Below are 20,909 nucleotides of genomic sequence, written 5' to 3' on the forward strand. Positions count from 1 at the left end.
GGATCCGGCCTGAATCTTGAAACAAGGAATGCCTGAATGTTGAACCGAATGTCTCTCCCTATGCCGGTTTCCCGCAACTGGCTGCGCTGGCCTGTCGTGCTGCTGATCAGCGCCATGCTGTGCGCCTGCGGCTTCCACCTGCGCGGCTCTGCCAACCTGGCTTTCAGTTCGATCTACATGACCTTCGCGCCGACTTCGCCTCTTGGAATCGAACTGAAGCGCAATATCATTGCTAGCGGCAACACCAAGGTGCTGTCGAAAGCGGAAGGCGCCGAAGTTACGCTGGGCGTGCTTAGCGAGACCCGTGAGAAAGTCATTTTGACGCTCAACAGCTCCGGCCGTCCGAGCGAATACATGCTGTACTACCGCCTGACTTTCCATGTGACCGACGCCCAGAACAAGGAATTGCTGGCGCCGACCCTGATCACCCTGAAGCGCGATATCAGCTACAACTCGTCGCAGGAATTGTCCAAGGATGCGGAAGAAGTGCTGCTGTACCGCGACATGCAGTCCGACATGGTGCAGCAGATCCTGCGCCGTCTGGCCGCGATCAAGATGGCGCAGCCGACGCAGCCTGAAGCTGTTCCGGCGGCAACGCCGGCCGTCACGCCGCCGGCAGCACCGGCCGCTGCGCCGGCCAAGTAACCAGTTCAAGGGTAAAGTGCATGCAATTGCGGTTTGACGCGCTCGACGGCCACCTGGGGAAAACCCTGGCGCCCTTGTATGTGATCACCAGCGACGAGCATCTGCTGGCGCTGGAGGCATCCGACAAGATACGCAAAAGCGCGCGCAGCCACGGCTGCAGCGAGCGCGATGTGCTGGTGGTGGACCGCAGCTTCAAATGGGGTGAACTGCTGGCGGCCAACCAGTCGCAATCGCTGTTCGGCGATAAAAAGCTGATCGAGTTGCGCATCCCCGGCGGCAAGCCGGGCAAGGATGGCGGCCAGGCCCTGCAAAGCTATACCGCCACGCTGAATCCAGACAACGTCACCATCATCAGCCTGCCCAAGCTGGACTGGGCGACGCAAAAGGCAGCCTGGGTCGCCAGCCTGCAGCAGGCCGCGGTATATATCGACATCCCGCTGGTAGAACGGGCGCAGCTGCCGAACTGGATCGGCGTCCGCCTGGCGGCCCAGCAGCAAAGCGCAGACCGCCAGGCGCTGGATTTCATCGCCGACCGGGTCGAAGGCAACCTGCTGGCCGCGCACCAGGAGATCCAGAAGCTGGCGTTGCTGCATCCGCCCGGCAAGCTCAGCTTTGAACAGTGCCACGATGCAGTCCTCAACGTCGCGCGCTATGATGTCTTCAAGCTGAATGAAGCGATGCTGGCGGGCGATACTGCCCGCCTGGTGCGCATGATGGACGGCTTGAAAGGCGAAGGCGAGGCGCTGCCGCTGGTGCTGTGGGCGGTTTCGGAGGAAATCCGCACCTTGCTGAAGCTGAAATCAGCCGCCGCCCAAGGCCGCCCGATTCCAGCCTTGCTGAAAGAATATCGGATCTGGGGACCGCGCGAGCGCCTGATGGAACCGGCATTGCGGCGCCTGAGCCTGGCGACGCTGGAAGCGGCATTGAAAGATGCAGCGCAGGTCGACAAGATGGTCAAGGGGCTGCGCGCAAAAGCATTCAGCGGCGACGCCTGGGATGCGTTGCTGCAGCTGGGATTAAAACTCGTTGGGGACAGAGTTTAAGAGGCGCCGCCGTGCGCCGAATTACTCTGTCCCCAACTGACTAGACAAGAAGTGTAAATTGCAAAGAAAAATCTAGGCACATGGATATCCAACAATACATGACCGCAGTCGGACAACGCGCGCGCGCCGCATCGCGCGCGATGGCGCGTGCCGACACCGCCGTGAAAAACCGCGCGCTGACCCTGATCGCCGCCGCCATCCGCCGCGACGCCGAGTTGCTGGTCGCCGCCAACCAGGCCGACCTGGCGGCCGCGCGCGCCAATGGCCTGGCGCCGGCCATGCTGGACCGGCTGACGCTGTCGGAGCAGGCCATCGCCACCATGATCGCCGGGCTCGAACAGATCGTTTCCCTGCCCGATCCGATCGGTGAAATCTCCAACATGAAATACCGCCCGAGCGGCATCCAGGTCGGCCAGATGCGGGTGCCGCTGGGCGTCATCGGCATCATTTACGAAGCGCGTCCGAACGTCACGGTAGACGCCGCCGGCCTGTGCATCAAGAGCGGCAACGCCACCATCCTGCGCGGCGGCTCGGAAGCCCATCATTGCAACCAGGCGCTGGCCAAGCTGGTGCAGGAAGGCCTGGCTGGAGCCGGCCTGCCGCCGGATGCGGTGCAAGTGGTCGACACCATCGACCGTGCCGCCGTCGGCGCCCTGATCACCATGCCGCAGTATGTCGACGTCATCGTGCCGCGCGGCGGCAAGGGGCTGATCGCGCGCCTGATCGAAGAAGCCACGGTGCCGATGATCAAGCACCTGGATGGCATCTGCCACGTCTATATCGACGACCAGGCGGATCTGGCGAAGGCGGCGGACATCGCCTTCAACGCCAAGTGCCATCGCTACGGCACCTGCAACACCATGGAAACCTTGCTGGTGGCGCGTAGCATCGCACCGCAAATCCTGCCGCGGCTAGCCAGCCTGTACCAGGGCAAGCAAGTCGAATTGCGCACCGACGCCGAAGCGCAAGCCATCTTGCAAGGCTACCCGCAGCTGAGCGCGGCCACTGAGGAAGACTGGCGCACCGAATACCTGGCAGCGATCCTGGCGGTGAAGATCGTCGCCGATGTCGATGAAGCCATAGAGCATATCAACACTTACTCCTCGCAGCATACCGACACCATCGTCACCGAGAATCATTCGCGGGCGATGCGCTTCCTGCGCGAGGTCGATTCCGCCTCGGTCATGATCAATGCCTCGACCCGCTTCGCCGATGGTTTCGAATTCGGCCTCGGCGCCGAAATCGGCATCTCCAACGACAAGCTGCATGCGCGCGGACCGGTCGGCCTCGATGGCCTGACTTCGTTAAAATACGTCGTGTTTGGACATGGTGAAGTACGCCAGTAGTTTTTAGACAAGTCCACGCAAACACGAAAGGCACGAAAAATCCTGTTTTTGTTTTCGTGCCTTTCGTGTTTTCGCGGCCCCCCGACCATCAATGGTAAAAAAGGAAATCGCCCATGCTCTGGATCAAATCGCTGCATATCGTCTTCATCGCCTCCTGGTTTGCCGGCTTGTTTTATCTGCCGCGGATCTTCGTCAACCTGGCGCAGGAAACTAATCCAGCCGCCACGCAGAGACTGTTGCTGATGGCGCGCAAGCTGTATCGCTTCATGTCTATCCTGTCGCTGCCGGCGGTACTGTTCGGCGCTTGGCTGTGGCTCGGCTACGGTATCGGCAAAGGTCCCGGCAATAGCTGGCTGCACGCGAAACTGTTCCTGGTCATCCTGGTAATCGGCTATCACCATGCCTGCGGCAGCCTGCTGAAGAAATTTGAAAAAGGCGTGAATACGCGCAGCCATGTATGGTTGCGCTACTTCAACGAAGTGCCGGTTCTGCTGTTGCTGGCGATTGTGATCCTGGTCGTAGTCAAACCGTTCTAAACCGTTCCAACGCCATTCGAGGCCCCGTCATGAGCAAGCTTTGTGAATATTATTTCGCGCCGCATTCGCCCTTTGCCTACCTGGGCCATGCCCGCCTGGTGGCATTGGCCAAGCAATACGATGTCAAAGTCGCATTAAAACCCTGCGACCTGTCCAAGGTATTCAACACGTCCGGTGGCTTGCCGCTGGCAAAGCGGGCGCCTCAGCGCCAAGCTTACCGCCTGGAAGAGCTGCGGCGCTGGAGCGAATATCTGCAAGTGCCGCTGAATCTGCAGCCGACATTTTTCCCGGTGCAGAGCGACGATGCGGCAAAACTGATCATCGCCACCCAGCTGGCGCATGGAACAGATGCAGCCCTGGCGCTGACCGGAGCTATAATGCGGGCAGTCTGGGCAGAACAGCGCAATATCGCCGACAGCGCCACCCTGGCGGCAATCGCCACCGAGCTCGGTCACGACGGCAAGACCTTGCTGAAATCGGCGGAAACCGCCAGCGTCCAGAGCGAATTCGATCGTTTTACCGACGATGCCATTTCCGCCAGCATCTTCGGCGCGCCCTGGTATGTGGTCGATGGCGAAGCATTCTGGGGCCAGGACCGGCTGGATTTCGTCGAGCGCGCGTTCGCCAGATAGATTGTTTTTATTATAGTAAGTAGTAAAGGGGCCTCGAGAAACCGTAGCGAGCGGCTCAAGGTCGGCAAGAGAAGCGCAACCGTACGAAAGTACGGTGAGCATCGCAGTGCCGAGATTGGGCCGCGCAGTAGGTTTATCGAGGTCCGATCGCCAACGGATAAAGGGATCCCCATGTCACACAAATCTACCGATAAGCACTCCTATTTTTGCCCCTGCCCGCGCGGCCTGGAAGCCGCGCTGGCGGAAGAGCTGGAAGAAATCGCCCAGTTCAGCGCCCCTGCGGTCACGCTCAAGGTGCATACCCAGGTGCCTGGCGGCGTCCATTGTTCAGGCTTGCTAAGCGATGCCTGGCGCATCAACCTGCATTCGCGCATCGCCAGCCGGGTACTGCTGCGCCTGACGCATGGCGCTTACAAGAATGAAAACGATATCTACGACATGACGCTGGAACAGGAATGGGAAAGCTGGTTCCCCGTCAGCCATACCATCCGCGTCGACGTCACGGCGGTCAAGTCGCCCCTGCGCAGCCTGCAATTCACCACGCTCAAGATCAAGGACGGCATCTGCGACCGCTTCCGCGACCTCTGCAATGAACGGCCGTCGGTCGATACCGGCACGCCCGACATGCGCATCGTCGGCTTCCTCGACGCCCACAACTTTACCTTGTACCTCGACACCTCCGGCGAAGCCTTGTTCAAGCGTGGCTGGCGCGCCGAAACCGGCGATGCGCCGCTGCGCGAAAACCTGGCGGCCGGCCTGCTGCGTACTTCCGGCTGGAAGCCTGGCACGGTGTTGTTCGATCCGATGTGCGGTTCCGGCACTATCCTGATCGAGGCGGCCCAGATCCTGGCCGGCATTCCAGCCGGCGCCCGGCGCCGCTTCGCCTTCGAAAAATTCAACGAATTCGAAAGCGATAAATGGCTGGCCATCAAAGGCAGCTTCAAGCCGCATCCCTTGCCGACCACGCCGACCATCTTCGGCAGCGACATCTCGGGCGACATGGTGCAGATCGCACTCAACAACCTGCGCAACGCCGGCATCCTGTTCGACGTGCCGGTCAAACAGATCGAAGCCCAGGAAGTCAAACCACCGAGCGATGCCGAAGGCGGCATCATGCTGACCAACCCGCCATACGGCGAACGGATCGGCGTGCGCGGCGACAGTACCCTGAGCAGCGACGACCTGCTGACCGCCTTCTTCACCGCCTTCAGCACCACGCTGAAGCAACGCTTTGCCGGCTGGAGCATCTTCTTGTTCTCGGCCGACCTCGGCCTGCCCAAGCTGCTGCGTCTGAAAGAAGCGCGCAAGACGCCATTCTTCAACGGCGCCCTGGAATGCAGGCTGTTCCGCTTCGACATGGTGGCCGGCTTCAACCGGCGTGAAGCCGCCAAGCCCAAGGCCGAATGACAGGCGGTCCGCCTGCTTAACAGTTCGTCATCAAACAAGCGCAATCTTTGCGCTTGTTTCACATCCAGCCCCTTTTTGCTGCCTCCCGGCAACAAACTCCCTCTTCGCGATCCCTAAAACGGCTCAGGCTTGTTGCCGCCTGCCGGATTCACCTATTCCTTAGCACAACTTTTCCCATGGGCATCATTGCTCGCCCGGGCACTCTGTTGCGCGTCCATCATCATTCTGTAGCGCCATGGCACGCCGTGCTAAAAGCGCTTGCATTCCCTGCGCAAGTAGCGAATAATACAAATACGAATTGTTCGCATTTACAGAAAGGACTATTATGAGCCACTCGATACGACGCGAAGCACATCTTGAAAAAGCCCCTGTGTCCAGCATCACGAAGTCAGTTGCATCTGCAGTCACGCGAATCAAAAGCCAGGATCTGTTCAAGCAAATGCGCGAACTCGAAATCGATCATGGCGGCAGAATTTATAAACTCAGGCTAACCCAGCTGAACAAGTTGATCCTGACTGCCTGAGCAGCCCCGCTTCATTCGCCATAACTATTCGACATAACTTGTAAAGCCCGCCAGCAGCATACGGAAGCCAGCCAGCGAGTCACTATAGGAGTTACTTGATGGTCTCTGAGAAAATCAATCCGGCTTTCGTGGAGCCCAACGGCGCGCCGGCTCAGCCGGAACTGCTGGTCTCGGCGGTGCTGCACCTGATGTCGCAATACACGGCGAGCAGCCAGGAAGCCAGCGGCTGCGTCAAGCTGGCATCGGTGATCGAGCGGCATTTGAAGGCGCTGGCCGATCTGCCGAGTCTGGCGCCGGTGTTGCGCGCCACTTGCCTGCAACTGTCGGAGCAATGGGGCACGGTAGTAGAGAGCAGCATGCCGGCGCCGGAAAAATACAATCTGTTCAGCAGGTTGGTGGCCGGCAGCAGGGTCTGTTAGAGCAGTATCGATAAACCATAAGGCCGCGATAGCATCTTTGTCGGCCGACTTTTATTTTTAATCTGCCTTCCACTATGGCAGTAGGACGCAAAATGATTGTTTGTGTATGCAACAACGTCTCAGATAGAAAGATCCGCCAGGCGGTCGACTCGGGCATGTCATCCATGGCCGAGCTACGCGAAAACCTGGGGATTGCCACTTGCTGTGGCAAGTGCCATACCTGCGCCAAAAGCGTGTTGCGCGAGTGCCTGGATAACAAGGCGCCGGCAGCCCTTCGTCACGTTCACGCCATGGTGTTCCAGCAAAACATACAAGCCGCTTAATGTCGGTTGGAATGAGCGCAACCATGTCGTCAGCAGCAATCAGCCACCCTGCGCTTGCATGGAAAAAAGTCAAACGCATCGCTCCTCTCGGCACGATCCTGCTGCTCCACGTCGCCTTTTTCTGGGCGCTGGAAAGCGGCTTGATCCATCAGGCTACGCAAGCCGTTCCCAAGGAAATCTTCGCCAGTTTCATCACGCCGGAAAAAGCTCCTGAGCCGGCGCCGCCCAAGCCGCAACCGGCGCCGCCGAAGACCGTAGCCGTGGTAAAGAAGAGCATCACACCGCCGCGGCCGACGCCAGTAGTCAACAATACTCCCTCGGAAAGCGCGATTTCGGTTCCGGTAGCGCCGCCACAGCCGGCGCAGCACGAAGAAGCGCCCGCCGCGCCGGCGCCCGCCCCGGCACCGGTAGCAGCGCCGCCACAGCCGCGCACCATTACCTCCGGCGTGGAATACATCCAGCCGCCCGACGTCAAGTATCCGGCGGTTTCCAAGCGAATGGGTGAAGAAGGCAAGGCCATCATCCGCGTCCTCATCAATGACAAAGGCCGCGCCGAGCGGGCCGAAGTGCAGAAATCGTCCGGCTCCAGCCGTCTCGACGACGCCGCCAGGCAGGCCGTGCTGCGCGCCTTGTTCAAGCCCTATATGGAAGACGGCAAGGCATTGGCGGTATTCGCCATCGTGCCGATCAATTTTCAGTTGTCCAATTAATCAACAGCGCTGCCTGCCGCACAGCCGGTGCAGCCGCATTTGCGTCATAGATTACATCACAGATACAAGGGGAGTTCATCATGGAAGCAAGTCCATACGGATTAGAGGCGCTCTGGAGTCAGGGCGATTTCGTCATCAAAAGCGTGGCGGTGCTGCTGGTCGCGATGTCGATCGCCTCCTGGTACGTGATACTGACCAAGGCATTGCAGATCCTGCGCTTCCAGCGCGCCGCCCATGCCGCCGGCCACCAGTTCTGGGACACCACCAGCCTGCCGGAAGGGATCGCCACACTGGGCACCGAGAATCCGTTTGCCGAAGTGGCGCAGGCCGGGGTTTCCTCGATGCGCCATCACGCCGCGCATAAAGGCCATCTGCACGATCAGCTGTCGGTCAGCGATTGGGTCACGCTATCGCTGCGCCAGGCGATCGACGAAGTCTCCGGCAAGCTGCAGGCGGGCATGGCGGTACTGGCATCGGTCGGTTCGACCGCACCGTTTGTGGGCTTGTTCGGCACTGTCTGGGGTATCTATCACGCACTGGTGTCGATCGGCACGTCTGGCCAAGCCAGCATCGACAAGGTTGCCGGTCCGGTCGGCGAAGCGCTGATCATGACAGCGCTCGGCCTCGCAGTGGCGATTCCGGCCACCTTCGGCTATAACGCGCTGGTGCGCGGCAACAAGACCATTATCGCCAAATTGAACAAGTTCGGCTTCGACCTGCATGCGCTGTTTGTCACCGGTTCCCGCTCCAGCAATAACGAAGCGGACAATCACAGCGGTGCGGCCAATGGCGCCAAGCTGGTCGCCGTGAAAGGTGCATGATGGGCATGGGTTCTCTGTCCGATTCGGACGACGATTTCAATCCAGAGATCAACACCACTCCGCTAGTGGACGTGATGCTGGTGCTGCTGATCATCTTCATCATGACTATTCCGGTGATGAACCACGCGGTGAAGATCGACCTACCGCGCGCCACCAACCAGCCGGACCAGGTCAAGCCGGAAAGCATCAATCTGTCGATTGATGCCGACGGCAAGCTGTTCTGGAACGAAGAAGCGCTTGACCGCAATGAACTGACTGCGCGGATTGCGGCAGCGGCGCAAAAGCAGCCGCAACCGGAGCTGCATTTGCGCGCGGCGCGCACCGTACAGTATGAGAAAGTAGCGCAAGTGATGGCCGCCGCCCAGTCCGGCGGCTTGGGAAAGATCGGTTTCGTGACCGAGCCCGACGCTAAGTAAGCGCATTCCACTCAGGGCTCAACGCCTTCAGAGCCCGCCATGGTTTCATGTGCGGGCTCTATTTACATGGGCGGCATCCACTCTCTGCGAGATGCACAAATCACAATGAAAATGATTCGCGCTATCTCATGGTGAAAAAGCTTTTTGCTTGCGCTATCATGGCTGCGATTTCGGTTGAATTTCGGTTAAACGAGGCTCCGATCACGTGAGCAGCCGGCATACATCCCCCTGTTATCGCCGCTCCACTCTGCCCCAACACCATAGCGAGGTTCCCATGCAAGGCGAAAAACAAATCATCACGCTGCTCAATGCGCAGCTGACCAACGAACTGACAGCGATCAACCAGTACTTCCTGCATGCCCGCATGTACAAGCACTGGGGCCTGGAAAAGCTCGGCAAGAAAGAATACGAAGAATCGATCGGCGAAATGAAACACGCCGACAAGCTGATAGACCGCATCCTGATGCTGAACGGCTTGCCGAACCTGCAAGCCTTGCACAAGCTGATGATAGGCGAATCGACGCCGGAGATGCTGCAATGCGACCTGAAGCTGGAACAGGGTGCGCAAAAGACCGTCAAGGAAGGCATCGCCGCCTGCGAAAAAGCCGGCGACTATGTCTCGCGCGAGCTGTTCACGGAAATCCTGGAAGATACCGAAGAACATATCGACTGGCTGGAAACCCAGCTCGACCTGATCGACAAGGTCGGCCTGCAAAACTACCTGCAAAGCCAGATGGACGCCTAAGCAGCAAGCAACAGCAAATGTAAAAAAGCTCCTGACCTCGGTCGGGAGCTTTTTTTTCGTGCTTACGCTATTGCAGACAGCAGTTTGTACACGACGGCATCCACAGTCAATTGCGCCCCGATCAGCTCGACCAGCTTTTTCTTGCTGGTCTGGCCGTGGGTAATGCTGATCTTGCTGCGCGGCAGCGCCAGCAACTCCGCCAGAAAGCGGATCAAGGCTTCATTCGCCTTGCCTTCAATCGGCTGCGCCTGCAGGCGCAGCTTGAGCACATCGTCCAGCGGACCGATTACCTGGCTTTTCTTGGCGTTCGGCGTCACCTGCAGCGCCAAGCGCACGCCGCCGGCTATCGGCGAGCACCAGGCAGCATCCAGCCCGGCTGATGTGCCAGCGCCGACGCTACCGCTCATGCCACTATCGAAATCAGATAGATCACCAGCTGGTGCACCACTCTCAAGAGTATCAAAGCTGCCAACGGCGACAGGTCGACGCTGCCGATCAGCGGGATGATGCGGCGCAGAGGACGCAGCAGCGGCTCGTTGAGGGCGCGTACGAAGGGCGCCAGGGGAGCGTTCGGATTGACCCAGCTGAAAACCGCTTCAATGATCAGCAGCGCAATCAAGCCGTAGAAGACCCACTGGAAAAACAGCAGCGCCGACAGGCTGAAGATGAGGGAAGCATTGAAGGCTGAGCGCACGCCCAGCTCCAGCAGGATGCAGGCGACCGCCACCAGCACTGCGCCGATCAGGCTGGCCCAATCGTAGCCGCCGACGCCCGGCAACAGCCGCCGCAACGGCTTTACCGCCCAGTCGGACAGCGTGAAGATGAACTGCGCCAGCTGCTGCGGCGGCCGCACGCGTACCGCCTGGATCCAGAAGCGCAGCAAGAGGACGCCGCCGAGGACGCTGGCGATGGTTTCGATGATCAGGCTAAAAATATTCTGCAACACGAGGTATTTCCCTTTCCAGACAAAGCAAGGACTCAGGCGGACCGGCACCAAGCTGCGGCGATCCAGTCTCTATACTGCTAATTTACCTGCTAATTTACCTGCTAACTTACCCGAATTCGAGTACCAGATGTAGGCCGGGAATGTGGACAAACACCAGGTTTAAAAATAACTGACTTGCCAGCTGCTTATCCTAGCAGTTATTTCGCGCGAGCTGACGGAGCGGTCCACGCGGACTTATGCCGGGCGCATACCTGTTCCATGAACAAATCCGCAGCCACAAATAAAAACCCGCTGAAGGGCGCTAGGCCATTCAGCGGGCGATATACCTGAACTTAATCAGGTAAGCCGGCAAACGCTAATTACGGGCGTGTGCCGGTTGGGAAAGGCCAAGCTGCCGCAGGGTTCAGCACGGTAGTTGCTGCTGCTGGTGCTGCTGCTGGCTTAGCTGCCGGCTTCTTGGCCGCAGGTTTCGCTGCTGCCTTTTTAACCGCTGGCTTAGCTGCAGCAGGTTTCGCTGCAGCTTTAGCTACTGGCTTTTTTGCTGCTGGCTTAGCCGCGACTTTCTTGACTGCCGGCTTTTTGGCCGCTGGTTTCGCTGCTGCTGCCTTGGCAACCGGCTTCTTGGCTGCTACTGCTTTCTTAGCTACCGGCTTTTTGGCCGCGACAGCTTTCTTAGCAACTGGCTTCTTAGCCGCTGCTGGTTTTGCTGCTGCTTTCTTAGCTACTGGCTTTTTGGCCGCAACAGCTTTCTTAGCAACCGGTTTCTTGGCTGCTGGTTTTGCTGCTGCTTTCTTAGCTACTGGCTTTTTGGCCGCGACAGCTTTCTTAGCAACTGGCTTCTTAGCCGCTGCTGGTTTTGCTGGTGCTTTCTTAGCAACTGGCTTTTTGGCCGCGACAGCTTTCTTAGCAACTGGTTTTTTAGCTGCTGGTTTTGCTGCTGCTTTCGCTGCAGGCTTAGCTGTTGCTTTCTTAGCTACTGGCTTTTTGGCCGCGACAGCTTTCTTAGCAACTGGTTTCTTAGCTGCTGGTTTTGCTGCTGCCTTAGCTACTGGCTTCTTAGCCGGAGCTGCCTTCTTCGCAGCGGGTTTCTTCGCTGCGGCTTTCTTTGTTGCTGTTGCCATTTTGTTTCTCCTTCACGTGATGGAAAAAATCAAGCTCCAAGTTGGAAACCCGACGAACCCATCGCGATGGGAACGGCGGATTATTCATCGGCGCAATCAACTCTGCTTGCGCTAATGAATTCGGCACCAGCTGAACTGCTCCATCCCCTCATTGATGCAGCACTTCAGCCATTGTTGACCAGGGTCTTTTCGCCAGTTCCAAGACTGGGGAGAAAGTGTTCGCAATACCTTGCGGCAGCGATCCTTGGCCAAAAAAACGCCAGCGGCTAAGCCGGCGTCGGAATTCTGTTACAAATAATTTTAGATTTTTCCAAAGAAAACGCCGCCAAACCCGATTGAATCGGGGTAAGCGGCGACAACAGATAAGTACGTTTCTGTCTTTGGTTGTTCATTAAGTTTGGAAATCACCTTTCAGTTTGCAGACTTTTTTATGTACTAAGCGCTGCAGGTCTCCTCACCTCATCCATCCACTACTAATAATTCTTGTCCGAGATCTGAAGCCTTTATTCCCAGTTCAGTGCACCGCCGGTTTGGTATTCGATTACACGAGTCTCAAAAAAGTTGCGTTCTTTTTTCAGATCGATCATCTCACTCATCCAGGGGAAGGGATTTTCTTCCTGAGGGAACATCGGGTCCAGTCCGATCTGTTGCGCGCGGCGATTTGCGATGAACCGCAAATACCCTTTGAACATTGGCGCATTCAAACCGAGCACTCCACGCGGCATTGTATCCTCTGCGTAGCGATATTCCAACTCCACTGCGCTTAAAAACAACGCTTTGATCTCGTCGCGGAATTCCGGTGTCCACAAATGCGGGTTTTCCATCTTGATCGTGTTGATCAAATCGATCCCGAAATTGCAGTGCATCGACTCGTCGCGCAGAATGTATTGATACTGTTCGGCGGCGCCCATCATCTTGTTCTGACGGCCCAGCGCAAGGATCTGCGTGAAGCCGACATAGAAGAAAAGACCTTCCATGATGCAGGCAAACACGATCAGCGAACGCAGCAGTTTCTGATCGTTTTCAGTAGTGCCGGTCTTGAACTCAGGATCGGTCAGCGTATTGATGAAGGGGATCAGGAACTCGTCCTTGTCGCGGATCGATTTGACTTCGTGGTACGCATTGAAGATTTCCGCCTCGTCCAAACCCAGCGATTCCACGATGTACTGGTAGGCGTGGGTGTGGATTGCCTCTTCAAACGCTTGGCGTAACAGGTACTGGCGGCATTCCGGCGCAGTGATGTGGCGGTAGGTGCCGAGCACGATATTGTTGGCCGCCAGCGAGTCGGCGGTGACGAAGAATCCCAGGTTGCGCTTGACCAGGCGGCGTTCGTCTTCGGTCAGGCCGTTCGGATTCTTCCACAGCTCGATGTCGCGCTGCATGTTGATTTCCTGCGGCATCCAGTGGTTGGCGCAGCCGGCCAGGTATTTGTCCCAAGCCCATTTGTACTTGAACGGCACCAGCTGGTTGACGTCGGTATGGCCGTTGATGATGCGCTTGTCGGCCGCGTTGACGCGATGCGTAGTGTCGACCGCAGGCGCTGCAGTCTGTGCCATCAATGCCGGGTTGAAAGCGGTATCGGACATTTGCGGGCGGCCCGAGGGGATAAACCCTGGCTGCGCCGACGGGGTACGAGGAGCGGGCGCCGAACTTTTTTCTTCATCCCAGGAGAGCATTCTTTATTCCTTTATCTTTGTAGGGTGGGCATCCATGCCCACGCGTGACGTCAAATCCGTCACCAGGTTTATTTCGGTAACGCGTGGGCAAAAAACTTGCCCACCCTACTTTTCTTTGCAATTTATACGTTTTACCTAGCCAGTTGAGGGCAGAGGCGCACGGCAAGTGCTGCGCGGGTAGTGTAATTCGCCACGCTACGGTGGCTCTCAAACACTCGCCGTGCGCCTCTGTCCCCAAATAGCTAGATTAGCTTACTGGCAGGCTTCGCATTCCTCGAAACCAGGATCGCCAGGACGCATGGTGCATGCCGGGCCATCCAGTTCCTGCGGCGCCGCTTCCACTGCTGCAGTGCCGTATGCCGCAGCCGCGCCACCGCTCATGCCACCATCTACCGCTACCGCATTCAGTGCACCGGTTTTCGAGGTCGACTTCTCGGTATGCGTTGCGCCGATGGTACGCAGGTAGTAGGTGGTCTTGAGGCCACGCAACCACGCCAGCTTGTAGGTTTCATCCAGCTTCTTGCCGGATGCGCCTGCCATATAGATGTTCAGCGACTGTGCCTGGTCGATCCATTTCTGGCGGCGCGATGCAGCTTCCACCAGCCAGGACGGCTCCACTTCGAATGCCGTTGCATAGATGTCGCGCAGATCTTGCGGAATGCGGTCGATCTTGGCCAGGCTGCCGTCGAAGTACTTGAGGTCGGAGATCATCACTTCATCCCACAGACCGCGTGCTTTCAAGTCACGCACCAGGTATGCATTGATTTCGGTGAACTCGCCGGACAGGTTCGATTTCACGTACAGGTTCTGATAAGTCGGTTCGATACATGCCGATACACCGATGATGTTCGAGATCGTCGCTGTCGGTGCAATCGCTACGCAATTCGAGTTGCGCATGCCGAATTCCTTGATGCGGGCGCGCAGCTGGGTCCAGTCCAGCGCTTCCGACATGTCGGCTTCGAGGTAGCCGCCGCGTTCTTCCGCCAGCAGTTTCAACGAATCCTGCGGCAGGATGCCACGATCCCACAGGGAACCGCGATAGCTGCTGTAACGGCCGCGCTCTTCCGCCAGTTCGGTCGATGCCCAATAAGCGTGGTAGCAGACTGCTTCCATCGACGTATCGGCAAATTCAACCGCTGCTTTCGAAGCATAAGGCATACGCATCATGTGCAGGCAATCCTGGAAACCCATGATGCCGAGACCGACCGGACGGTGCCGCAGGTTGGAATCGCGCGCCTTCTTCACTGCATAATAGTTAATATCGATCACATTATCCAGCATGCGCATCGCAGTATTGATGGTTTTCTGCAATTTGGCATGATCCAGCTGGCCGTCTTTCATGTGCGCCGGCAGGTTGACCGAGCCCAGATTGCAGACCGCGATCTCGGATTCGTTGGTGTTCAGCGTGATCTCGGTGCACAGGTTGGAGCTGTGGACCATGCCGACGTGCTGCTGCGGCGAACGGATGTTGCATGGATCCTTGAAGGTAATCCATGGGTGGCCGGTTTCAAACAGCATCGACAGCATCTTGCGCCACAGGTCGAGCGCCTGGATCTTCTTGAACAGGCGCAGCTCGCCGCGGGCAGCCTTGGCTTCGTAGCCGGTATAAGCAGCTTCGAAAGCCTTGCCGACCTTGTCATGCAGGTCCGGCGCATCGCTTGGCGAAAACAGGGTCCATTCGCCCTTTTCCATCACGCGCTTCATGAACAGGTCCGGAATCCAGTTGGCGGTGTTCATGTCGTGGGTGCGGCGGCGGTCGTCGCCGGTGTTTTTACGCAGGTCGAGGAATTCCTCGATGTCCATGTGCCAGGTTTCCAGGTAGGCGCAGACCGCGCCCTTGCGCTTGCCGCCCTGGTTGACCGCCACGGCAGTATCGTTGACTACCTTCAGGAACGGCACCACGCCTTGCGACTTGCCGTTGGTGCCCTTGATATGGGCGCCCAGCGAACGCACCGGCGTCCAGTCGTTGCCCAGGCCGCCGGCGTATTTCGCCAACAGGGCATTTTCCTTGATGGCTTCGTAGATGCCGTCGAGATCGTCGGCCACCGTTGTCAGGTAGCAGGACGACAGCTGCGAGCGCTGGGTGCCGGAGTTGAACAGGGTCGGCGTCGAGCTCATGAAATCGAAGCTGGACAGCAGGTTGTAGAACTCGATGGCGCGCGTTTCGCGGTCGACTTCGTTCAATGCCAGGCCCATCGCCACGCGCATGTAGAAAGCCTGCGGCATTTCGATACGGATATCGCGCACGTGCAGGAAATAGCGGTCATACAGCGTTTGCAGGCCGAGGTAACCGAATTGCAGGTCGCGCTCCGGCTTCAGGGCTTCGCCCAGTTTGGCCAGGTCGAACTGGGCCAGCTTGGCATCCAGCAGATCGGCTTCAATACCCTTTTTAATAAATTTCGGGAAATATTCAAGATATTCCGCCGGAGCGTCAGCTTGTGCGACTTCCTTGCCGAACACTTCCTTGCGAATAGTGTGCATCAGCAGACGCGCAGTAACCGTGCTGTAGGCAGGGTCTTTTTCCATCAGCGCACGCGCCGCCAGGATCGCCGACTTGTGCAGTTCTTCCACCGGCACGCCGTCGTACAGGTTCTTGACGGTCTCGGCCAGGATGGCTTCGGCGTCGACATGCTTTTCCAGGCCGATGCAGGCCGCAGTAATCAGGTCGCGCACCTGGTTCATGTCCAGCGCGCGGCGCTGGCCATCTTCAGTGACAAACAGTTCGGCGCCGCCAGCCACCGACTTGGCCGCCGGCTGCTGTTGCGAACGCTCTTCCATGCGCTTGGCGCGATACAGCACGTAGGCACGCGCCACATCGTGTTCGCCGGAGCGCATCAGCGACAGTTCGACCTGGTCCTGGATGTCTTCGATATGGAAAGTGCCGCCGTTCGGCTGGCGACGCACCAGCGCGGCGACCACGTTCGAGGTCAGCTGTTCGACCAGTTCGCGCACGCGCGCCGATGCTGCACCCTGACCGCCGTTGACGGCGAGGAAAGCCTTGGTGACCGCGATCGAGATCTTGGATGGCTCAAAGCCGACCACGGCGCCATTGCGACGGATGATTCTGTAGTCGCCAAAACTGCTGGATACCTTGACGGGAGAGCCGCTACCGGTTGATGACGGAACACCAGCGACTTCGGCTGATGATTTAACGGAAATTTCTTGAGTAGATTGCACTGAGCCTCCCGAGACTGTGAAAGCAGGCGAACTCATTACGCCTGCCGTGATTAATTAGAACCGTGGAACCGTTGATGGTTCAGATATTGCCGCTTCTTCTTGCTGCTTGTTGTTGCTTGTTGTTGCTTATGTTGCTTATATTGCTTCTTGCTGTTCCCTGCTGTTTCCATATTCGTCATTGCGTTGTCGGCGCGCTCTCCGCAGGCTTCATGGCTGATGCCCAAATCCGGATGACACGAGAAAATTCAACGTTAAAAAGGGGTACGCGATGACCAGCAACCAATGACTGACAACAAATCCAGAGGCCGCTTAGCAGCCTGTCCGACACCTGCATTTATACTGATATGAGTACAAAAACAAAACACCACAAAGTGGACAGGCCATGCAAAACAAGCCAATGAAGAGATACAAAAAAACACTACATATAGGTTTCTGGATTTGATTTTTACTAATTGTAGTACCTAGACCCTGTCGACGCAATCCAAAAATAGGATCTTTTTTATATTCAAAAAGAGACTATTTAATTGACTTTTTTATCTATGGCAGGAAAGCGCAGGATCGGCTTGCCGGAGATTTCCGGCGCATGCCCGGCTAAGGCTTGCTGGTATTGGGCCCAGTCAAAAAAGGGACCCGGATCGGTCTTTCTGCCGGGCGCGACATGTTCATGTCCAGCTACCGCGGTCAGTGGATAACGCAATTGCAATGCATGGGTCAACGCCGCCAGCGCACCATATTGCATCACGGAAAATTCTTCGAAATCGCTGCCTTCCAGCTCGATCCCGATCGAGAAATCATTGCAACGTTCGCGCCCCTCGAAACTGGAAACGCCGGCATGCCAGGCCCGCTGATTGGCGGACACGAACTGGATCACGCCGCCGTCGCGCACGATAAGGAAGTGGGAAGAAACCCGCAGCGGCCGCAGCTGTTCGAAATAAGGATGCGCATCATACGCTAAACGGTTGCCAAACAGGTCAGCGATATACGGGCCGCCGAACTGGCCGGGCGGCAGGCTGATGTTATGGATCAGCAGCAGGTCGATGGCACTGCCGGCCGGCCGGTCGTCGCAATTGGGCGACGACTGGCGCACCACCTCATCGGGACGGCACCAGCCGTCGGCGCCGACTTCGAAGTAGGGATGAAGCGCATTCTGCTCCGTCATTGTTACCTAGCCTTAATCCTGCTCGTGAATCGATAGGCGCTGCATGCGATAGCGCAACTGGCGGAAGCTGATGCCCAGCAGGTCGGCCGCCTTGGTCCGGTTAAAATGCGTGCGGGTCAGTGCCCGCCGGATGACATCTCGCTCGATATCATCCAGGTAGTCCGGCAGCGAGGGCGGCAACTCGGCGCCGCCCGGCAACGCTGCCGCTGCGACAGCAACCGGCTCCAATCCGACCACCGCGATGCCCGCCACACCTACGCCAGCATCGGGATAGCCGTCATCCAGGCTTTGCGCTTCCAGCGCACGACTATTGCCGCCGCCCTTGAGGCCGAGATCCGCTACTTCAATCACACCGTCGTTGGCAAACGCCAGCGCCCGCTCCAGGATATTTTCCAGCTCGCGCACATTGCCCGGAAAGGCATAGGTGCACAAAGCGTCCATGGCTGCCGGCGCCAGCGTCACCGGCCCCGCCTGCGGTGCAAACACCGACAAGCGCGCCAGCACCGCGCCGATCAGCAAGCCAAGATCGTCCAGGCGCTCCCGCAAAGGCGGCAGTTTTAATTCGATAACATTCAAACGATAGTACAAATCCTGGCGAAATCTACCTGATTCGACACACTCGGCCAGATTCTGATGGGTAGCGCTGATCAAACGGACATCCACCGGCTCTTCCACCGTCGCTCCAACCTTGCGCACGCGCCGCTCCTGGATCGCACGCAACAGCTTGACCTGCATCGCCAGCGGCAGGTCGGCGACCTCGTCCAGCAGCAGGGTGCCGCCATTGGCCGCCTGGAAAAATCCTTCGCGGTCGTCGGCTGCGCCAGTAAATGCGCCTTTGCGGTAGCCGAAGAACTCGGCCTCCATCAAGGCTTCCGGGATGGCGCCGCAATTGACGGCGACAAACGGCTTGTCGGCGCGCGGGCTAAGCGCATGGATATCGCGCGCCGCCAGTTCCTTGCCGCTGCCGGACTCGCCGGTAATCGCCACCGGCGCCATGCTGCGCGCCAACCGTACAATCTGGGTGCGCAATTCCTGCATGGCGGCGGACTGGCCGATCAGGCGCAAGGCGTTGCCACTGCCATTACCGCGCGTTTTGACGTCGCCGGGCTGGCGCGGATTCTCGGCCGGCTTGCCGATGCGCAGCGCCGATTGCACCATCAGGCGCAGCTGGTCCAGGGCCACCGGCTTCGACAAATAGTCGAAAGCGCCGGCTTTTAACGCCACCACGGCGTTGTCGGCGCTGCCATAGGCCGTGATCACGGCGATCGGAATCACCTTGTCGCCGCTGGTGACTTCGCGCACCAGCTCGATGCCGAGACCGTCCGGCAGCCGCATGTCAGTCAGGATCAGTGCATAGTCGTTGCTGGCCAGATGGCTGCGCGCGGCGGCCAGGCTGTCAGCGCTGTCGACATCGAGTCCCATCTTGACCAGCGCTATTTCTAGCAGTTCGCGCAGATGGGCTTCGTCATCGACGACCAGAATACGGGGTGAAGTCATGGCAATGGTCTTTTTTAATAATAGTTCTAGTCAGCTAGCGACAGAGGATCACGGGGAGCAAACGCAATAACAAAACGACCACTCACATGGCTGGAATTCTGTCCTTGAACATCATGCCGGTATTCATAATCAAGTAGTGCGCCGTTATTCAAACACAATTCCCGCGCCAAAAACAAGCCCAGCCCGGTGCCCTTGCTGGAGGTAGTGTAAAACGGCTCGAACAAGTGCGCCCGCACCGCCGGCGAAATCGGTTCGCCATCGTCCTGTACGTGCAGCTCCAGCCTGCCGGCGACGCTGGACATGACATGCAGGCGCATCCCGCCAGGCTTGCCGCTGGCATAACGCACCGCGTTCGACAGCAGATTGGTCACCACCTCGCGCAAATGCAGCGGATCGAACCAGACATGGTAGCGGTCATCCAGATCGATCTGGAGGGCAACGGCGCCAGGCGCCACCGCATGGGTCTGCTTGAATTCATTGACGATATCGTGCAGCAGCGGCGCCAGCTGAATCGGCTCCAGCTGGCGCTGGGCCTTGCGCGACAGCTTCAAGATATCCTCGATCATGCGGTCCAGGCGCGCCACATTGTCTTCGACAATCGTCACCAGCCGCGCCTGCGTCTGGCTAGCCACCTCTTCCGACAACAAGGTGGCGGCATAGGAAATCGAGGCCAGCGGATTGCGCACCTCATGGGCAATGCTGGCAGTCAGGCGGCCCATGGCAGCCAGCTTTAGCTGCTGCGCCTGGTTTTCGATTTCGCTGACATCCTGCAAAAAAATAACGGCGCGATACTCGCTCAGTTCGCGCATCCTGACCGCGGCAAAGCGTACTTTCAAGTGCGCAGCCAGCTCGCGCCGCCCGCTCCAGTCTATGAGCGCCGCTTCCTGGCCCAGATCGTCGGTATGCTTGATGGTGACAAATACCGCCTCGCCGACCACCGGCGAACCAGGCTGCGGCAGATCGCTGACCCGCGATTCCCAGGCAAACAGCGCATCGGTGATCGGCGCCAGCAAGGCATAGTCGCTCAGCTTATGGCGCGGCTCGTCATCCGACATCGGGAACGACAGGCCGAGCATGCGTTCCGCCGCCGGGTTGGCCATGATCAGCGTGCCGATCGGATCGACCACCAGCAAGCCGTCGCCCATGTCCTTGATAGCGATGCGGTTGATGTCCATCTGCACCCGCAAATCCCTGCCGCGCTGGGTCGCCAGTTCTTCCTGCTTGATCAGCTTGTGCGCCAGGCGGTTGATCACCAGTACGGCAAAGAAGAAAGCGCCGCCATACAAGCCGGCCTGCACGGTGGAAATATCCGGGGCGGATTGCAGAATCTGGTAGCCGCTGTCCGCCAGCAGCACCATGGTCGCGATCGAAACAAAAAACAGCGCCACCAGCAAGGGCGCCAGAATCGCCGCACCTGCCAGCGGGAACAGGTACAGGATCGCCAGGCCGCTTTTGGCGCCGCCGGCTCCTATATACAGGATCGACACCGCGACCAGGTCCACTGAAATCGGCAACACGATCTGCAGCATGTAATGGCGCCGATGATAGGCGGTCACCAGCGTAAACAAAACCGCGCACAGCAGATAGACGCCGCAGATCTCGGGTCCGGTGATGAGTTGGGAAAACCATATCTCGCCTTTGCTTTGGCTGCTGACATAGGCCAGCATCACCATCGCCACCACAATCCGCGTCACGTTAAAGGTTTGCAGCGTACGCCAGAACGTGTCGGGCTTGTCGCCCTGCAAAGTGCGGCTGGAACTCGTCATG

At 58.3% G+C, this 20,909-nt stretch carries 21 protein-coding genes; 13 read left to right on the plus strand and 8 right to left on the minus strand.

From position 1 onward, the window contains the following. The first annotated feature begins 36 nt into the window (after positions 1-36). From CPter91_RS22125 to bfr, 13 genes are all read left to right on the plus strand, one after another. Positions 37-645 carry an LPS-assembly lipoprotein LptE gene (locus CPter91_RS22125; protein WP_061944279.1) on the plus strand — a complete coding sequence of 203 codons (609 nt, stop codon included), beginning with the start codon at positions 37-39 and terminating at the stop codon, positions 643-645. Positions 646-665: 20 nt separating this feature from the next. Beyond that, positions 666-1,688, plus strand: coding sequence for a DNA polymerase III subunit delta (holA, locus tag CPter91_RS22130; protein ID WP_061944282.1), 1,023 nt, complete (start codon positions 666-668; stop codon positions 1,686-1,688). Positions 1,689-1,768: 80 nt separating this feature from the next. Further along, entirely contained in the window at positions 1,769-3,034 is a 1,266-nt protein-coding gene (locus tag CPter91_RS22135; protein ID WP_061944285.1) for a glutamate-5-semialdehyde dehydrogenase, read from the plus strand. Positions 3,035-3,147: 113 nt separating this feature from the next. Beyond that, on the plus strand, positions 3,148-3,570 hold the full coding sequence (locus CPter91_RS22140) for a CopD family protein (RefSeq protein ID WP_061944288.1): 423 nt from the start codon (positions 3,148-3,150) through the stop codon (positions 3,568-3,570). Between the two features lie 29 nt (positions 3,571-3,599). Further along, on the plus strand, positions 3,600-4,202 hold the full coding sequence (locus CPter91_RS22145) for a 2-hydroxychromene-2-carboxylate isomerase (protein ID WP_061944290.1): 603 nt from the start codon (positions 3,600-3,602) through the stop codon (positions 4,200-4,202). Between the two features lie 171 nt (positions 4,203-4,373). Continuing rightward, positions 4,374-5,609 carry a THUMP domain-containing class I SAM-dependent RNA methyltransferase gene (locus CPter91_RS22150; RefSeq protein ID WP_061944293.1) on the plus strand — a complete coding sequence of 412 codons (1,236 nt, stop codon included), beginning with the start codon at positions 4,374-4,376 and terminating at the stop codon, positions 5,607-5,609. A 325-nt stretch (positions 5,610-5,934) separates the two neighbouring features. Next, complete coding sequence (gene hemP / locus CPter91_RS22155) at positions 5,935-6,132, plus strand: hemin uptake protein HemP (protein WP_061946525.1); 198 nt, start codon at positions 5,935-5,937, stop codon at positions 6,130-6,132. Positions 6,133-6,230: 98 nt separating this feature from the next. Beyond that, positions 6,231-6,551: a hypothetical protein gene (locus tag CPter91_RS22160; protein WP_061944296.1), complete on the plus strand. Its 321-nt coding sequence runs from the start codon at positions 6,231-6,233 to the stop codon at positions 6,549-6,551. A gap of 92 nt (positions 6,552-6,643) precedes the next feature. Further along, positions 6,644-6,874, plus strand: a complete 231-nt coding sequence (locus CPter91_RS22165) for a (2Fe-2S)-binding protein (protein ID WP_061944299.1) — start codon at positions 6,644-6,646, stop codon at positions 6,872-6,874. Between the two features lie 23 nt (positions 6,875-6,897). Continuing rightward, positions 6,898-7,584 (plus strand): energy transducer TonB, encoded by a 687-nt coding sequence (locus CPter91_RS22170; RefSeq protein ID WP_082793542.1) that lies wholly within the window; start codon positions 6,898-6,900, stop codon positions 7,582-7,584. Positions 7,585-7,664: 80 nt separating this feature from the next. After that, on the plus strand, positions 7,665-8,405 hold the full coding sequence (locus tag CPter91_RS22175) for a MotA/TolQ/ExbB proton channel family protein (RefSeq protein ID WP_061944305.1): 741 nt from the start codon (positions 7,665-7,667) through the stop codon (positions 8,403-8,405). After that, the gene (locus CPter91_RS22180) at positions 8,405-8,821 is read left to right on the plus strand and encodes an ExbD/TolR family protein (protein WP_061944308.1); all 417 of its coding nucleotides are present in this window, start codon (positions 8,405-8,407) and stop codon (positions 8,819-8,821) included. Before CPter91_RS22175 ends, CPter91_RS22180 begins: the two co-directional genes overlap by 1 nt. A gap of 274 nt (positions 8,822-9,095) precedes the next feature. Beyond that, on the plus strand, positions 9,096-9,566 hold the full coding sequence (gene bfr, locus CPter91_RS22185; RefSeq protein ID WP_061944310.1) for a bacterioferritin: 471 nt from the start codon (positions 9,096-9,098) through the stop codon (positions 9,564-9,566). A gap of 62 nt (positions 9,567-9,628) precedes the next feature. On the opposite strand, the gene CPter91_RS22190 is transcribed toward bfr, so the two are convergent. From CPter91_RS22190 to CPter91_RS22225, 8 genes are all read right to left on the minus strand, one after another. Then, the gene (locus CPter91_RS22190) at positions 9,629-9,973 is read right to left on the minus strand and encodes a DUF167 domain-containing protein (protein WP_061944313.1); all 345 of its coding nucleotides are present in this window, start codon (positions 9,971-9,973) and stop codon (positions 9,629-9,631) included. Next, positions 9,970-10,512, minus strand: coding sequence for a YggT family protein (locus CPter91_RS22195; RefSeq protein ID WP_061944316.1), 543 nt, complete (start codon positions 10,510-10,512; stop codon positions 9,970-9,972). Before CPter91_RS22195 ends, CPter91_RS22190 begins: the two co-directional genes overlap by 4 nt. Before the next feature lie 359 nt (positions 10,513-10,871). Continuing rightward, positions 10,872-11,633, minus strand: a complete 762-nt coding sequence (locus tag CPter91_RS26075; RefSeq protein WP_082793168.1) for a histone H1-like DNA-binding protein — start codon at positions 11,631-11,633, stop codon at positions 10,872-10,874. A gap of 503 nt (positions 11,634-12,136) precedes the next feature. Continuing rightward, a complete protein-coding gene (locus tag CPter91_RS22205) occupies positions 12,137-13,309 on the minus strand; it encodes a ribonucleotide-diphosphate reductase subunit beta (protein WP_061944319.1) in 1,173 nt (390 codons plus the stop codon). Positions 13,310-13,561: 252 nt separating this feature from the next. Then, positions 13,562-16,486: a ribonucleoside-diphosphate reductase subunit alpha gene (locus CPter91_RS22210; RefSeq protein WP_061944322.1), complete on the minus strand. Its 2,925-nt coding sequence runs from the start codon at positions 16,484-16,486 to the stop codon at positions 13,562-13,564. Between the two features lie 520 nt (positions 16,487-17,006). Beyond that, entirely contained in the window at positions 17,007-17,645 is a 639-nt protein-coding gene (gene ampD / locus CPter91_RS22215) for a 1,6-anhydro-N-acetylmuramyl-L-alanine amidase AmpD (protein WP_061944324.1), read from the minus strand. 12 nt (positions 17,646-17,657) lie between these two features. After that, positions 17,658-19,142 (minus strand): sigma-54-dependent transcriptional regulator, encoded by a 1,485-nt coding sequence (locus CPter91_RS22220; protein WP_061944327.1) that lies wholly within the window; start codon positions 19,140-19,142, stop codon positions 17,658-17,660. Positions 19,143-19,168: 26 nt separating this feature from the next. Then, the gene (locus CPter91_RS22225) at positions 19,169-20,908 is read right to left on the minus strand and encodes a two-component system sensor histidine kinase NtrB (protein WP_061944329.1); all 1,740 of its coding nucleotides are present in this window, start codon (positions 20,906-20,908) and stop codon (positions 19,169-19,171) included. Position 20,909 lies beyond the last annotated feature (1 nt).

Source organism: Collimonas pratensis (assembly GCF_001584185.1).
Classification (GTDB): Bacteria; Pseudomonadota; Gammaproteobacteria; order Burkholderiales; family Burkholderiaceae_D; genus Collimonas; species Collimonas pratensis.